Source organism: Pontibacter flavimaris (genome assembly GCF_001907195.1).
Classification (GTDB): Bacteria; Bacteroidota; Bacteroidia; order Cytophagales; family Hymenobacteraceae; genus Pontibacter; species Pontibacter flavimaris.
Genome location: NZ_LVWA01000004.1, coordinates 514,683 through 528,403, shown reverse-complemented (window position 1 = coordinate 528,403; position 13,721 = coordinate 514,683). Strand labels below are relative to the sequence as shown.

At 55.6% G+C, this 13,721-nt stretch carries 14 protein-coding genes; 6 read left to right on the top strand and 8 right to left on the bottom strand.

The window, feature by feature from the left end; all coding sequences use genetic code 11:
• Positions 1 to 88: 88 nt before the first annotated feature.
• The 4 genes from A3841_RS07245 to A3841_RS07230 all read right to left on the bottom strand — a co-directional run bounded on the left by A3841_RS07245 (position 89) and on the right by A3841_RS07230 (position 2,995).
• Positions 89 to 295, bottom strand: a complete 207-nt coding sequence (locus tag A3841_RS07245) for a PLDc N-terminal domain-containing protein (protein ID WP_073851629.1) — start codon at positions 293 to 295, stop codon at positions 89 to 91.
• Positions 296 to 298: 3 nt separating this feature from the next.
• Entirely contained in the window at positions 299 to 586 is a 288-nt protein-coding gene (locus tag A3841_RS07240; protein WP_073851628.1) for a hypothetical protein, read from the bottom strand.
• 97 nt (positions 587 to 683) lie between these two features.
• Positions 684 to 1,880, bottom strand: coding sequence for a glycine C-acetyltransferase (gene kbl / locus A3841_RS07235; RefSeq protein ID WP_073851627.1), 1,197 nt, complete (start codon positions 1,878 to 1,880; stop codon positions 684 to 686).
• Positions 1,881 to 1,933: 53 nt separating this feature from the next.
• Positions 1,934 to 2,995 carry a hypothetical protein gene (locus tag A3841_RS07230; protein ID WP_073851626.1) on the bottom strand — a complete coding sequence of 354 codons (1,062 nt, stop codon included), beginning with the start codon at positions 2,993 to 2,995 and terminating at the stop codon, positions 1,934 to 1,936.
• Between the two features lie 371 nt (positions 2,996 to 3,366).
• Here A3841_RS07230 and A3841_RS07225 point away from each other — a divergent pair, with 371 nt between their 5' ends.
• The 4 genes from A3841_RS07225 to A3841_RS07210 all read left to right on the top strand — a co-directional run bounded on the left by A3841_RS07225 (position 3,367) and on the right by A3841_RS07210 (position 7,789).
• Positions 3,367 to 4,341, top strand: a complete 975-nt coding sequence (locus A3841_RS07225) for an NAD-dependent epimerase/dehydratase family protein (RefSeq protein ID WP_073851625.1) — start codon at positions 3,367 to 3,369, stop codon at positions 4,339 to 4,341.
• A gap of 747 nt (positions 4,342 to 5,088) precedes the next feature.
• The gene (locus A3841_RS07220; RefSeq protein ID WP_073851624.1) at positions 5,089 to 5,814 is read left to right on the top strand and encodes a DUF3891 family protein; all 726 of its coding nucleotides are present in this window, start codon (positions 5,089 to 5,091) and stop codon (positions 5,812 to 5,814) included.
• Between the two features lie 108 nt (positions 5,815 to 5,922).
• Entirely contained in the window at positions 5,923 to 6,246 is a 324-nt protein-coding gene (locus A3841_RS07215) for a thioredoxin family protein (RefSeq protein WP_073851623.1), read from the top strand.
• A gap of 88 nt (positions 6,247 to 6,334) precedes the next feature.
• On the top strand, positions 6,335 to 7,789 hold the full coding sequence (locus A3841_RS07210) for a DUF4403 family protein (RefSeq protein WP_083610250.1): 1,455 nt from the start codon (positions 6,335 to 6,337) through the stop codon (positions 7,787 to 7,789).
• A 74-nt stretch (positions 7,790 to 7,863) separates the two neighbouring features.
• Here A3841_RS07210 and A3841_RS07205 read toward each other — a convergent pair whose 3' ends face one another.
• Positions 7,864 to 8,625, bottom strand: coding sequence for a hypothetical protein (locus A3841_RS07205; RefSeq protein WP_083610249.1), 762 nt, complete (start codon positions 8,623 to 8,625; stop codon positions 7,864 to 7,866).
• Here A3841_RS07205 and A3841_RS07200 point away from each other — a divergent pair.
• Positions 8,624 to 9,703, top strand: coding sequence for a YihY/virulence factor BrkB family protein (locus tag A3841_RS07200; protein WP_235861320.1), 1,080 nt, complete (start codon positions 8,624 to 8,626; stop codon positions 9,701 to 9,703). The genes A3841_RS07205 and A3841_RS07200 overlap by 2 nt on opposite strands.
• 822 nt (positions 9,704 to 10,525) lie before the next feature.
• On the opposite strand, the gene rlmN is transcribed toward A3841_RS07200, so the two are convergent.
• The 3 genes from rlmN to A3841_RS07185 all read right to left on the bottom strand — a co-directional run bounded on the left by rlmN (position 10,526) and on the right by A3841_RS07185 (position 12,844).
• Positions 10,526 to 11,599, bottom strand: coding sequence for a 23S rRNA (adenine(2503)-C(2))-methyltransferase RlmN (gene rlmN / locus A3841_RS07195; protein WP_073851622.1), 1,074 nt, complete (start codon positions 11,597 to 11,599; stop codon positions 10,526 to 10,528).
• Between the two features lie 75 nt (positions 11,600 to 11,674).
• Positions 11,675 to 12,307 (bottom strand): hypothetical protein, encoded by a 633-nt coding sequence (locus A3841_RS07190; RefSeq protein WP_073851621.1) that lies wholly within the window; start codon positions 12,305 to 12,307, stop codon positions 11,675 to 11,677.
• 108 nt (positions 12,308 to 12,415) lie between these two features.
• The gene (locus tag A3841_RS07185; RefSeq protein WP_073851620.1) at positions 12,416 to 12,844 is read right to left on the bottom strand and encodes an acyl-CoA thioesterase; all 429 of its coding nucleotides are present in this window, start codon (positions 12,842 to 12,844) and stop codon (positions 12,416 to 12,418) included.
• A 129-nt stretch (positions 12,845 to 12,973) separates the two neighbouring features.
• Here A3841_RS07185 and mnmD point away from each other — a divergent pair, with 129 nt between their 5' ends.
• Positions 12,974 to 13,660, top strand: a complete 687-nt coding sequence (mnmD, locus tag A3841_RS07180; protein WP_073851886.1) for a tRNA (5-methylaminomethyl-2-thiouridine)(34)-methyltransferase MnmD — start codon at positions 12,974 to 12,976, stop codon at positions 13,658 to 13,660.
• Positions 13,661 to 13,721: the final 61 nt, after the last annotated feature.

The following is a 13,721-nucleotide window of genomic DNA, read 5'->3' as shown; positions in this document are numbered from 1 at the left end:
TTTCTAACTTTTTAACCTTCTAACTTTCTAACTGTAAAGGCGCAACGTATAGCGTCTCTATAACTCCCAAACTCCCCCAACTCATACTTTACAGTCTGCCCTCCCGCCGGTACCACACCAGCCAATAGGCGGCAATGCCGAGCGCCGGCACCAGCCAAAGTATAGCCATCCAGATAAGGCGGGAGCCTACCGGGTAATCAGACTTGAAGATGAGGTGGATAAGGGCCACGGCCACCAGCAGGTAGTTCAGCGTGACCAGCAGGAAAATTTCGGGGTTACGTGCGAGCAGCTCCATGGGCTAAAACAGGATTTCGCTTACAAACCACACCAGGTACAGCAGCGCCGGCGCCAGCAGCAGCAGGATGGTGCCCAGGTTTACGCGGGTCCACTGCGGGTTCAGCAGCATGCTCAGGTACGCCTCCACCGACAGCAGCAGCGCGAAGTAGAAGGCGATCTGCAGCAGCGTGTACACAATGTCGGCCTCCCCGCGCAGCCCCGCCGTGGTATAGGCCAGAAACGAGATCACCATCCACGACAAAACTGTCCCTACCAACACCTGCCCCGGCTTTATCCTGATGTTATTCATACTTCTGATGTGTCCTGAGTTCGGTACAAGGTATAAAAAAATAAAGCCACTCCCATGGCAGGAGTGGCTTTTCTATACTTTGAGAATGGGTTTATACTTACTTAATCACGCCCAGTTCTCTGCCCACTTCCACGAAAGCGGCGATACACTTGTCGATGTGCTCCTTGTCGTGCACGGCCGACAGCTGCACCCGGATGCGGGCCTGGCCTTTCGGCACCACCGGGTAGTAAAAGCCTATCACGTAAATGCCTTTGTCCAGCATGCGGGCGGCGAACTCCTGCGCCAGCGGGGCATCGTAGAGCATCACCGGCACAATCGGGTGGTCGCCTGGCTTAATGTCGAAACCGGCCGCCGTGATCTCCTCCCGGAAATACTTGGTGTTCCACTCCAGCTTGTCGCGCAGCTCGGTGGTAGAGCGCAGCATGTCCAGCACCGCAATGGAGGCACCCACGATTGACGGGGCCAGCGAGTTAGAGAACAGGTACGGGCGCGAGCGCTGGCGCAGCATGTCGATGATCTCCTTGTGGCCTGACGTGAAGCCGCCCATCGCGCCGCCCAGGGCTTTACCCAAGGTGCCCGTGATGATATCGACCTTGCCCATCACGTTGTGGTACTCGTGCACACCGCGGCCAGTCTTGCCCATGAAACCGGTCGAGTGGGAATCATCCACCATGATCAGGGCATTATACTTATCGGCCAGCGCCACGATCTTATCCAGCTGGGCTACCGTGCCATCCATGGAGAAGGAACCGTCCGTCACGATGATGCGGTGCTTGGTATTGGCAGCAACAGCCTCCTGTAGTTTCGCCTCCAGGTCGGCCATGTTGTTGTGCTCGTAGCGGAAACGCTGCGCCTTGCACAGACGCACCCCGTCGATGATCGAGGCATGGTTCAGGGCATCGGAGATGATGGCCGATTCGGCATCAAACAAAGGCTCGAATACCCCGCCGTTGGCGTCGAAGGCGGCGGCGTAAAGAATGGTGTCCTCGGTGCCGAGGAACTCGGATATCTTACGCTCCAGCTCTTTATGGATGTCCTGGGTGCCGCAGATAAAGCGTACCGAGCTCATGCCGTAGCCGTGTGTGTCGATGGCGTGCTTGGCCGCCTCCACCACCTTGGGGTGCGCCGACAGGCCCAGGTAGTTGTTGGCGCAGAAGTTAAGCACGTGGTGCATTTGCGTGGTATCGATGTCAGCGCCCTGCGGCGTGGTGATGATACGCTCCTGCTTATACAATCCTGCCTCCTTTATCTCGGCAAGCTGCTGTTCTAAGTCTGGTTTTAAGGTCTCGTACATAGTTTCGTTTATCGTTATTCGTTGCTCGTTGTTCGCTATTCTGAAAGTATGATCTACAGGCCGGTGGCGTCGCCGGTCTCATCGGGCTTTGCCGGCGGCCTGCGCATGACGGGCCGTGGCCTCGGGGGCTTTGGCTGCTCCTCTTCCTGCGGCTGCTCTGCCTCTTTTTCAGGCGGATTTATACTTGTACTTTCTGCTTCTGATGCCTCCATAGTCGGTTTTTGCAGCGCTACCGGTCGTTTGATCACCGGTCGTGGGCGCAGAGGTTTTGGTGTATCTTCGCCGGCAGGTGCAGGTGCCTCCGGTTTACGTTGCTCCTCCTTCGGCGCCTCTTCTTCTGGCTGCTGCAGCGCTACCGGCCGCCTGATCACCGGCCTCGGGCGTGGCGGCTTTGGAGCTGACTCCACGGTTGGCGGCGCCGGTGTTTCTTCAGGCTTCGGCTCCTCCTGCGGCTGTTGCAAGGTCGTCGGCCTTTTCATCACCGGGCGCGGCCTGGGCGGTTTAGGCACCTCCGTTTCCGCTGCCGTTGGTTTTATACTTTCTTCTGATGCAGTGGCAGCATTTCCCTCGTCCGGTTGCTGCAGCGCCACCGGGCGCTTTATCACTGGCCGCGGGCGTGCAGCCGGTTTCGCAGCCTCAGCGGTTTCCGGCTTCTCTATACTTTCTGTATCCGCAGGCTTCGGTATAACCGGCCGTTTAACCACTGGCCTTGGGCGTGCCACAGGTTTAGCTTCTTCTGCTCCTGCTGCTGCCGGCTTTACGGAGGATTCACCCTCCGCAGGCTTTTGCACAGCGGCAGGTCGGCGCACCACCGGCCTTGGTTTTGGCATACTTTCTTCGGAAGCCGCGGCTTCTTCGGCAGCCGGTTTGGGCGCCATGGCCCTGCGCACGGCGGCCGGACGGGCAGCAGCGACTGGCTCCGGCCTAGGGATGTCTGCCTCGGCCAGGTGGTAGCGCAGGCGCACATCGTTCAGCACCATCTTCACCTGCACCAGGAAGCTGTTCGGGTGCATTTGGGCGTACATCTCCTGCCAGGCCGCAAAGCGCCCCGGATCAGCCGCCTCAAAGGCCGGCTTGCTTATCCGCTTCTTAACCAGGAACTCCTCAAATGTCATACGTTGCAGGCCTTCTGTGCGCAAGTTACGTTTTCGGGCTCAAATTGGCTACCTGTGCGCTGCTTTGTGCCGGCATCCCTACAAATATAAGAAAATCCGCTTGCCGCGCCGGGCAAAGGTTACCCATACTTTACGCGGGGTTATCTAATCGTTAAGTCTGCCCCGGCCCCTTTCACCCGCCCTAAAGCTGGCTTACCTTTGTTGCCAAGGTGAAATAAAAGTTAGTTAAGATTAGGTTGAGGAGAGGCCGCGGACCCAGAGTCTGCGGCTTCTTTGTTTTATACTTGCTGCCCGCAAAAGCTTTCTTGGTAAGTATACTTTCAGGATTCTACTGAATTCGGTTACTTTGTGCATAGATTTTTAAATTCGCTATGGCAAACACAAGTGACACGGTATTAGTGATTGGTGCCTGCGGGCAGCTGGGCTCTGAACTAACGATGGAGCTACGCAGGATGTACGGGGATGCAAACGTGGTGGCGGCAGACATTTCGGCACCCAAGCAAGCCGATTTGCGCGAATCAGGCCCTTTTGAGAAGGTGGATGTGCTGGACTCCAACGTGCTGGCCGGGCTCGCCTCGAAGTATAAATTCAAGCATATTTACCACCTGGCGGCCGTGCTCTCGGCCACCGGCGAGAAGAACCCCAAGTTTGCCTGGAAGCTGAACATGGACGGCCTCTTTAACGTGCTGGACCTGGCCCTGAAGCAGAAAGTGGAACGTGTGTACTGGCCCAGCTCCATCGCTGTGTTCGGGCCGAGCACGCCGCGCCAGCACACCCCGCAGCAAACCGTGATGGACCCGAATACCGTGTACGGCATCAGCAAGCAGGCCGGCGAGCGCTGGTGCGAGTACTACTTCCAGAAGTATGGCCTGGACGTGCGCAGCCTCCGCTACCCCGGCCTGATCGGCTACAAGGCCCTGCCCGGCGGCGGCACCACTGATTACGCCGTGGATATTTACCACCAGGCGCTGGAGAGCGGCAAGTATGAATGCTTCCTTGGCGAGGACACCTACCTGCCGATGATGTACATGCCGGACGCCCTGAAAGCCACCCTGGACCTGATGCACGCCCCGGCAGAAAGTATAAAAGTGCGCGACTCCTACAACCTGAGCGCCATGAGCTTCTCCCCGAAAGAGGTCGCCACCGCTATTAAAAAGCACATCCCTGGGTTTGAGATCACCTACAAACCCGACTCGCGCCAGCAGATCGCCGACTCGTGGCCGCAAAGTATAGACGACAGCGCCGCCCAGCAGGACTGGGGCTGGACACCAACCTATGACCTGGACGCCATGACCGGGGACATGCTGGTGAACCTGAAAAAGATGAAGCAGGAGCAGGCAGTATAAACTTGGCCCTGAAAGTACAAACCACAGGAGAAGGCGGTGCAGCAGCATCGCCTTTTCTTTTGTATGGGTTTGGCTTTCGCTGGCGCAAGCGTCCGCTTGTGCCTTTTTATACTTGCTGTTCCGGACATCCTTGTCCGGAACCTCTCTGCTGCGGATTTCCTAATCCGCGTAAGCCATACTTTATACTTGGACTATATTTTATACTCCCATAGCCACTGCTTTCCGCAACTGGAACCAAGCTATTCTTACTAGCTGCCGCTGATCCTCCAGACTTACTCATCTACAGTTTCATCTCTGACATTGGAGCTCTCAAGCCCGAGAGGGCTCCCCGATATGCATCGGGGTAAACTCTCTCAGGCATCGCGCTGGGAGCTTTTCCTTTGCTCCTACGTCGCAATGCCCTTACGGGCACCGGAAAAACTCGCATAGGCGCTCAACCCAAGAACTGGGATCAGATTCGATAGCTAAAGTCTTTGCTACAGAACGTATATAACTCCCCTCCCTGTAGGGGCCAGGGGTGGGTTCATACTTGTAGGGACAGGTCGCGACCTGTCCGCTCTATGTCAGCTGCCATGAAATTTATACTTCAGCTAACTCGGGTGCAGAGCTCCCTCGCCTGCTTTTAGGGAAGGGCTAGGAGAGATATGTGGTGAAAGCGCAGTTCTGAGGCAAACCCAAGGTAGGATACCCCACTATTCTGTCCCTAGCAACATCCTGGTCATCCTTAAATCCCGTAAACCTTGGTCTATGATCGTAAACCAGATACCTGAGGGCTGGGAGGTGATTTACCAGCAGGCGCACGGCATACTGGCCGCCGAGCTGGCTTACCGGCTAAGGCCGGAGCTGCAGTGCGCGCACTGGGTGGAGACCCTGGTGGCCATCGCCAACCACGACAACCGCCAGCGCACCTGGCGCGGCAAGGACGGGCTGACACCTGCCGGCGCTCCCGCCGATTTCATGCTGCAGCCCAACACCCTGGCGCAGGCCAGGGCGCTGATGCATGCTGTGCGCTTCCAGGGGCGCTGGGTGGCGCTGCTCACCTCCCTGCACATGAGCTACCTCTACGAGGGTCGGCGCGGCGAGCGCAAAGCCACCGACTCCTTCCTGGACGAGCAGCAGGAACTGCAGAAAAGTTGCCTCAAAAGTCTGGGCATCTCTCAAAAACAAGCTGCCCAGGCATACGCCCTCATGCAGTGGTGCGACCGCCTCTCGCTTATACTTTGCCGCAACGAACTTCCTGCCGATGAACGCGCACTGGAGATAACCACCGGCCCCGATGGGAAACCATACTTTGTGAAGCAGGTGCAAACCAGGGCGGTACACGTGGAACCCTGGCCTTTCGCGCAAAAAGAGTTTGAGGTGCAGGTGGAGTATAGGGTGCTGACGCAGCTACAGTATAAAAATGATAAGGAGCTGGCACAGGCGCTGCATCAGGCTGAGGTGAAGTATAAAAGGTGGAAGCTGCAGAAATAGTACACTATGCCATACTTGCCTGCCCCTGAATATCTATTCTAACCCATATTCTTAAAAGCACGTCCATACTTCTCTAACCAGTGGCGCCACTGAAGAAAACAAACCAGGATGGTAACAGAATCAAACGACGACGAGCTAAGGAAAATAATATTCGAGCGGGATAAGGTAATTGTGAAATTTACGGATAAGGACTGCCCGGTGTGCAAGCTGATGGAGCCCAAGTACAGAAAGATCGCCGAGGAGCCTATGTATAGTCCGGTTTCGTTCCTGCGGATGGATGCGAAGGAGAACCCCGTATCGAGCCGGGAGGTGAGGATGAAGGGAACGCCGTTTTTTGCCACCTACCACAACGGCACCCTGGCCGACTGCGGCATTGCCGCCACCGAGGAAGAGCTGCGCGAGATGCTGCAAAAGCTGCTGCAACTTTCCTGACCTATCTATTTTTTCGGAACGACCTTTGCCCTGTAGCTGTTAAGGAAAACCTGTGCTACCTTGCGCCGCTTTTTTAAACAGCTAAAACGTGATCCTAAAGACTTTCCGCACACTGCCCGTACTGCTTCTGCTCGTGGCCTCGGGCTTTGCCCTGCCCGGCTGCTCCAGCACCGAGCAACTCGACCCGGCTGCTCCTGCCGCCACTGCCGCGGCGGTTCCTGTGTACAGGCCGCAACTTTCGTCGGTTACCGTGCCCGTGTCCATCTCCGTGGCTGCCCTGGAGGGCCGGCTGAACCAGGAGATCGCCGACATCCTCTACAAAGACACCAACCTGCAGGACGACAACCTGGCCATAACTGTGGCCCGGAACGGCAACCTGCGCATGCGCGCCGACAAGGACAAAGTATACTTCTCGGTGCCGCTGCGCGTCTATGCCAAAGGTCGCTGGAAATGGGACCCGTGCAAGATCTGTCCTTCCATCGACAAGACCGAGGACACCACCTTCGACATGATCATCAACACCGAAAGCAAGATAGGGCTGACCGAGGATTACAGGATCAACACGATTACCAGCGGCGACTTTGAGTGGGGCGCCACCAAGCCTGTGATCGAGCTGGGGCCGCTGCGCATCGGCCTGGCCCGCTTTGTGGAGCCGGCGCTGCGCCAGCAGATGAGCAACATCTCCAGGCAGCTGGACAAGGAACTGCAGAACCGCCTGGACGTGAAAAAGTACATCGCCGAGGCATGGCAGCAGCTGCAGCAGCCCGTGATGCTGAACAACGACCTGAACGCCTGGCTTACCGTAGTACCGCAGGAGATACGCATGGCGCCGCTGCAAGGCCACAACGGCACCCTGAACACCCGCCTTGGCATCACCTCCTACATCACCGTCACCACCGACGGCAAGCCGCAGGTGCAGGTAAACAAGCTCCTGCCCAAACTGATCGTGGACAGCCGCATGAGCGACGACGTGCAGATAGGCCTGACGGCCAGCATACCGTACGCCCGCGCCAGCAAAATGCTGCAGGAGCAGGTGGCCAAACAAACCTATACGTTCGACGGGGGCAAGAGCGAGATAACAGTGAACGAAGCGGCCATAACGCCCGGCGGCTACCAGCTGGTGCTGATGCTCGACGTGAACGGCAAGACCAGGGCCGGCATCTTCACCAAAAAGATAGAAGGCAAGGTATACCTGCGCGGCACACCCTACTACGACGCCGAAACCGCCTCCATCCGCGTACGCGACGTAACCTACGACCTCGACACGAAAGACAGGATACTGAGCACCGCCAGCTGGCTGGCCCAGAACAAGTTTGAGGAGATGATACAGCAGCAGGTAAGCATACCGGTGCAGCACGAGCTGGAGAATGCCCGCAGCATGCTGCAGGCCACGCTGGATAAACAGGGCCGTGTGCACGAGTCGGTGCTGCTGCGCGGAAGTATAAACCACATCGCCCCGGATAACCTGTACCTGACACAGGAGGGCATCAAAGCCGTGGTAAACGCCAGAGGCACGCTAACCGCCACGATAGATAAGCTGTAGCTGCGTATCACGTAGCACGTATCAGGTAGCATGATTTTTTGAATGGAGTCGTGCTACGTGATACGCCCTTATCCTCAAAGTTTCTCGATAGGCGTGGGGCTGTTGAACACGTTGTCCGGCACCTCGGCTGGGGCGGCTATGTCGGTCAGTTTGAAATCGCCCTGGGAGTTGCTGCGGTCGGAGGCCAGTTTTATACTTCCGTAATCTTTGTAATCGCCCCAGCGACGGGTAAAGGAGGGCTCGGCATCCTCTGCGCTTCGGAAGAAGGCCCACTGCGTTACCAGCCCCTGCTCCTTATCCATCCATAGTTTATACTTGTTCTGCGGCGTGAGGCCCACCTGCGCAAAGGTCATCTCCAGCACATCGGCCGGGGCGCCGTCCATGGTTTGCTCCTCGCCCACATACCGTAGCGTTACGCCGGGGTCCAGCAGCTTAAAGGGCATCACGAGCCAGTAGGAATTATTTATCCAGAGGGCGTAGGCACGCTCCAGCAGCTTCTGTTTCTCCTCCGGGTCCTGCAGCTCCTGGCCGTCCACGTATACTTTCCCGTCCTTGGTGTCGGTGTTGATGATGGCCACGAGGCTGTCCTGCTCCCACCGGAAGCGATTCTGGTGTTTGTCCCATACCTGGTACTGGTCGTTGAAGGTCCAGGCAAGGTAGCGGGTGTCGTTCCAGCCCTTTTCTCCGCCCATGTTTTCCATCACCTCCCGGGCTATACTTTTGGCTTTATCGCCGGGACTTTGGGCGCAGCCCGATAGTAGCAGGCAGAGAAACAGGAACAGCGGTTGGAGGGGAATTCTTAGCGGCATCGGGCTATACGTTACGTTCGCTCCCATGTACGGAATTATACCCGCGCAGGATGCTGCCGCGGCGCTGTGGGCGGGCGCTCTTCAACCCATTACGGGCGTGCTGCGTAGGTTAAAGCCACAACAGAAACTGACGACAAGCCCTATGCCCAAGTATACTTTATCAGGAATTTTCCAGCTGCTGAAGTCCTCCGTGGACGGTTTTCTCGAGGCCAACTCCCTGCGGCTGGCGGCGGCACTGGCTTTTAACGCTATTTTCTCTATCCCGCCGCTGCTGCTCATCATCATCAAGGCGGCCGGTTTTTTCTTCGGCGAGGAGGCCGTATCGGGCCAGCTGGAGGCGCAGGTGTCCACGGCCATCAGCCATGATGCCGCCTCCGAAGTAGAGAACATGGTGCAGAATGCCAGCACGCAGGAGTCCACGGGTTGGGCCATGTGGGTGGGCATCGGCACGCTGGTGTTTGCCTCCACCACCTTCTTTGTCACGCTGCAGCAGTCGCTCAACAGCGTCTGGAACCTGAAGGTGAAGCCCACCAGCGGCATCCTGCGCATGGCAAAAGAGCGCGTTTTCTCCTTCGGGCTGATCCTGAGCATCTCGCTACTCATGCTTATCTCCTTCGTCATCAGTGCGGCTATCTCGGTGCTGAGCGGCTACATTTCCGACATGCTGCCCGGCGTCGGCTACTGGGTAATCAAGGCGCTCGATTTTATCATCTCCATCGGTTTGATCACCCTGCTGTTCGCGCTCATCCTGAAGTACCTGCCGGATGCCAACATCCGCTGGAAGGACACACTGATCGGGGCGCTGATCACGGCCGTACTTTTCACCGTCGGCAAGTTCCTCATCAGCTGGTACATCGGCACCTCCGACCCCGGCTCGGCCTACGGTGCGGCGGGCTCCATCATACTTATACTTGTCTGGATCTACTACTCCTCCATGATCGTGTTCTTCGGGGCCGAGTTCACGCAGCAGTATGCCCATAAGTATGGCCAGCGTATCACGCCAAAGGCACATGCCGTGTTTGTAGAGGAGCGTGAGGTGGTGGACAGGCGCGAAGAGCGCAGGGGCACCGGCAGGCCAAAGGCCGAGGGCAGGTTTGAGGGGTGATATTCGTTATTAGTTGTTAGTTATTAGTTGTTCGATAAGGAGCTGCCGTAAATGCATCGCCTTTGCCTCAAGTGATTGCCTGCAGTGCCGGTTGCAACCACCCCTGCCTCTCCTTAGCCAAGGAGGGGAGTCTGTAATTACTTCTGTTGAAGTATGAGTTGCATAGCTGCTGTTCTTGCGCGGACAGGTCGCGACCTGCCCCTACAAAGTATGAACCCACCCCTAGCCCCTCCGAGGAGGGGAATTTATACTTGCTATACTTTATTACATTGTCATCTCGAGCAGCGCGAGAGATCTATCGGGAATTCTATAGAGGTCTCTCCCATAGGTCGAGATGACAATATTAGCCGTAGCTATCGAACTGATACCCAGTTTTTCTGTGAGGCGCCGGGGGTAGGGGCCCTCTTATGCGAGTTTTTCCGGTGACGAACGGAGTGAGGCAGCCCGAGGCACGAGGGCAGGAAAAGCTCCCAGCGCCAAGCGGGAAAACGAGCCCTCCCGGGCTGGAGGGAGCCAAAGCCAGAAATGAAACTTTAGGTTTGTAAGACTGAGGATCAGCGGAAGCTAGTAAGTATAGCTTGGATCAAGTTACGGGAAGCAGCGGCTCAGGGAAAGTATGGCTCAAGTATAAAAAGGCACAAGCGGACGCTTGCGCCAGGAAAGTATAAAGTATAGCCAAAGTATAAAGTATGATTTAGAAGTAAAAGACACGAGTTACAAGCCAACGGAAGTATAACCACCCAGGTACTGCTATAAAGTATAAACCCGGCTTCTGCAAGTATGCGCAGAAACCGGGTTTATACTTTGACTGATGTTTATACTTTACACCGGCTGCTTTTCCTTTACAGCCAGCTGGCCGCAGGCCGCGTCGATGTCCTTGCCACGGCTGCGGCGCACGTTTACCTGCAGACCACGGTCGGCCAGGTAGTAGATAAACGCTTGCAGGCGGTCGTCGTCGGTGTTTACGAAATCGGCGTTCTCGATCGGGTTATACTCGATCAGGTTGATCTTGCAGGGAATGATCTTGGAGAAGCGCAGCAGTTCCTCGGCATCCTGCAGCGTGTCGTTGAAGTTATCGAATACGATGTACTCGTAGGTTACCTTGCGGCCGGTTACCTGGTGGTAGTGCTTCAGGGCGTCCTTCAGGGCCTCCAGCGAGTTGGTCTCGTTGATGGGCATGATCTGGTTACGCTTCTCGTCGTTGGCCGCGTGCAGCGAGAGGGCCAGGTTAGCTTTTACGCCATCATCGGCCATTTTCTTGATCATCTTGGCAATACCGGCCGTGCTCACCGTAATACGGCGGGCGGCCATGCCCAGGCCGTCGTGCGCGGTGATGCGCTCGATGCTTTTCATCACGTTGGCGTAGTTGAGCATCGGCTCGCCCATGCCCATGTACACGATGTTGGTGAGCGGCTGGCCATACTGCCGCATACTTTGCTCGTTGATGCGCACCACCTGGTCGTAGATCTCGGCGGCATCGAGGTTGCGGACGCGGTCCATGTAGCCGGTGGCGCAGAACTTGCAGGTAAGCGAACAACCCACCTGGCTGCTCACGCAGGCCGTTTTACGCTCGTCATGCGGAATCAGCACGCCCTCCACAATGTTGCTGTCGTAGAGTTTGAAGGCAGATTTGATGGTGCCGTCCTGGCTCAGCTGCTCGGTGGCTACCTGCACGGCGTTAATGGCAAAGTGTTGCTCCAGCTTCTCGCGCAGGGCCAGGCTTACGTTGTTCATCTCCGCAAACGACTGGGCCGCATGCTTCCAGAGCCACTCGTATACCTGCTTGGCCCGGAAAGGCTTCTCCCCGTTCTCCACGAGCCAGGCCTTCAGGTCGTCGAGCGACATCTTACGAATATCTTTCTTAGTTAAAACCGGAATATCTGCGATCAAATTCATACCACAAAATTACAAAAATCATCCGGCTTTAGTTTCAATCTTTGCCTTTACTTCAGGAGATCTTAAGTAGCTCCTTTATCTGGATGATTTTATACTTACTTCTTTGGGTTGCTGGGAGGCTGAGGGAGTCGTGGTGGAGGTGGTAACGGTATCCCTTTGGTGTCTGGGTTTGGAGAGTTTGGGTTTGAGGGCGGATTGGCTGGTCTCTGTTCTTTGGCCATTTGATTCATTAGTTTTTATATTAAGTGAAGCAAATATGATGAGTAGCAATATTCCTATACAAATAGCAATATAAGCAAAATAGTTAAAGCTGTGCATTTTACTCTCTAGCCTCCTAGTCATCTCTACATGTCCTCCATACATTGAAACGGCTTCCTCTATCTCAGTGGCTTCTCCCATACTTGCCGCAACATCCATACGATCAATTATGGTATCTATAGAGCTTATTGACTTCCGATGAGCTTCAAGCGAATATAAGTGAGCTGAAAGGCTCAGTAATAGAGTAGCACCGAGAAAGGCCCATGCAAAAATCAAGAGGCTAGGGTAAATAGGGTCTTCACCTCCAAGCTTCTCCACGAATGCCATAGACAGCGCTAGAGCACCAGAAGAAATCAGAATCAATGTCTTATCGAAAGCTTCACTACTTTTCAGTAGCCCATCGCTTAGCTGCTTTTGGTATCCAGCAAAAAAATCACGTGTGTTTTCCATCTCAAGAAGTTAAACATATAAATATATACAAATTTAAATGTGCTAACTCCTTAATTCCTTCTCTAACTAAAAGTGGTTGAGCAAACTAATTGCTTGGGCTACGCGCCTTTAGCAATTAGTTTCAATCTTAGCCTTTACTTCAGCGGGCAGGGGCATTAGTTTGCGCTCCTGGTAGTTAAAGCACAGCATGCCGGTCTTGGCGCGGGCCACTTCCTTGCCATTCTGGTTCGTGATGTGGTAGGTGATGTCGAAGCCATACTTGTGCAGGTCGTCGAAAGCCATACTTATACGTAGCACGTCGCCGTAAAAACCCTCGCCTTTGTACGCTATCGCCACATCGGCCATGATCATACTTGCCCCTCCTATACTTAATTCGCTCCAGCCGAAGTGGCCGAGCAGCTGCATGCGCGCCTCGTGCATAATGGAGAGCAGGGCATCGTTGCCCAGGTGGTTGCCGTAGTTCAGGTCGGTTACGCGCACAGGAATGGTGGCCGTGAAATGGGTATGGGCGGGGATGTCTACTTTTACTCGTGCCATAGGGTAGGGGCTGCCGGAATTGAAAGCCTATACTTCCGCCCCGGCTTATATAATTTTACTAAATTCTGATTATGATATATTGCGGCCACACGGCAGTAATGCGTACCTTTGCAAGGTAACACAAAAAGCATGCACCTCGAAATAAGACAGACGAAAGACGGCTCCAACACCCTTTACGTGCCCGAACTCAACGAGCACTACCACTCGGTGCACGGGGCCCTGCAGGAGTCGCAGCATGTGTTCATAAAGCATGGCCTGGAGCATGCGCTGGAGCAGAAGAAGGACCTGAAAATATTGGAAGTGGGTTTCGGCACCGGCCTGAACGCCATCCTTGCCTTCCCGTCTGCGCTGGCCAGGAAGGCCTTTATCCAGTACGACACGCTGGAGAAGTACCCGCTAACAGAGGAAGTGGTGCAGCAACTGCACTACGAGAACATCATCCTGAACCCGGAGCTATACGCGTATTTCCTGAAGCTGCACGCGGCCCCCTGGAACGAGCCCGCCGAGATTATCCCCTACTTTACGCTGCAGAAGATGCACGAGTCGCTGGAGGAGTATGTGGCGCCGAACTCCTACTACGATGTGGTGTTCTTTGATGCCTTTGCCCCCGAAAAGCAGCCCGAGCTATGGTCTGACGCCATGTTCGAGAAGCTGTACAAGGCCATCCGGCCGGGTGGCACTCTGGTTACCTACTGCGCCAAAGGCTCGTTTAAGCGCAGCCTGAAGGCCGCCGGCTTTGTGGTGGAGGCCCTCCCCGGTCCTCCGGGCAAGCGCGAGATGACGCGCGGCCTGAAGCCCCTGCCAGCCGACAGGTAACCGCTGCACCTGCCCTGATATTCAAATAGTTATAATACATGTTGCACTATTCTTCGGCCCC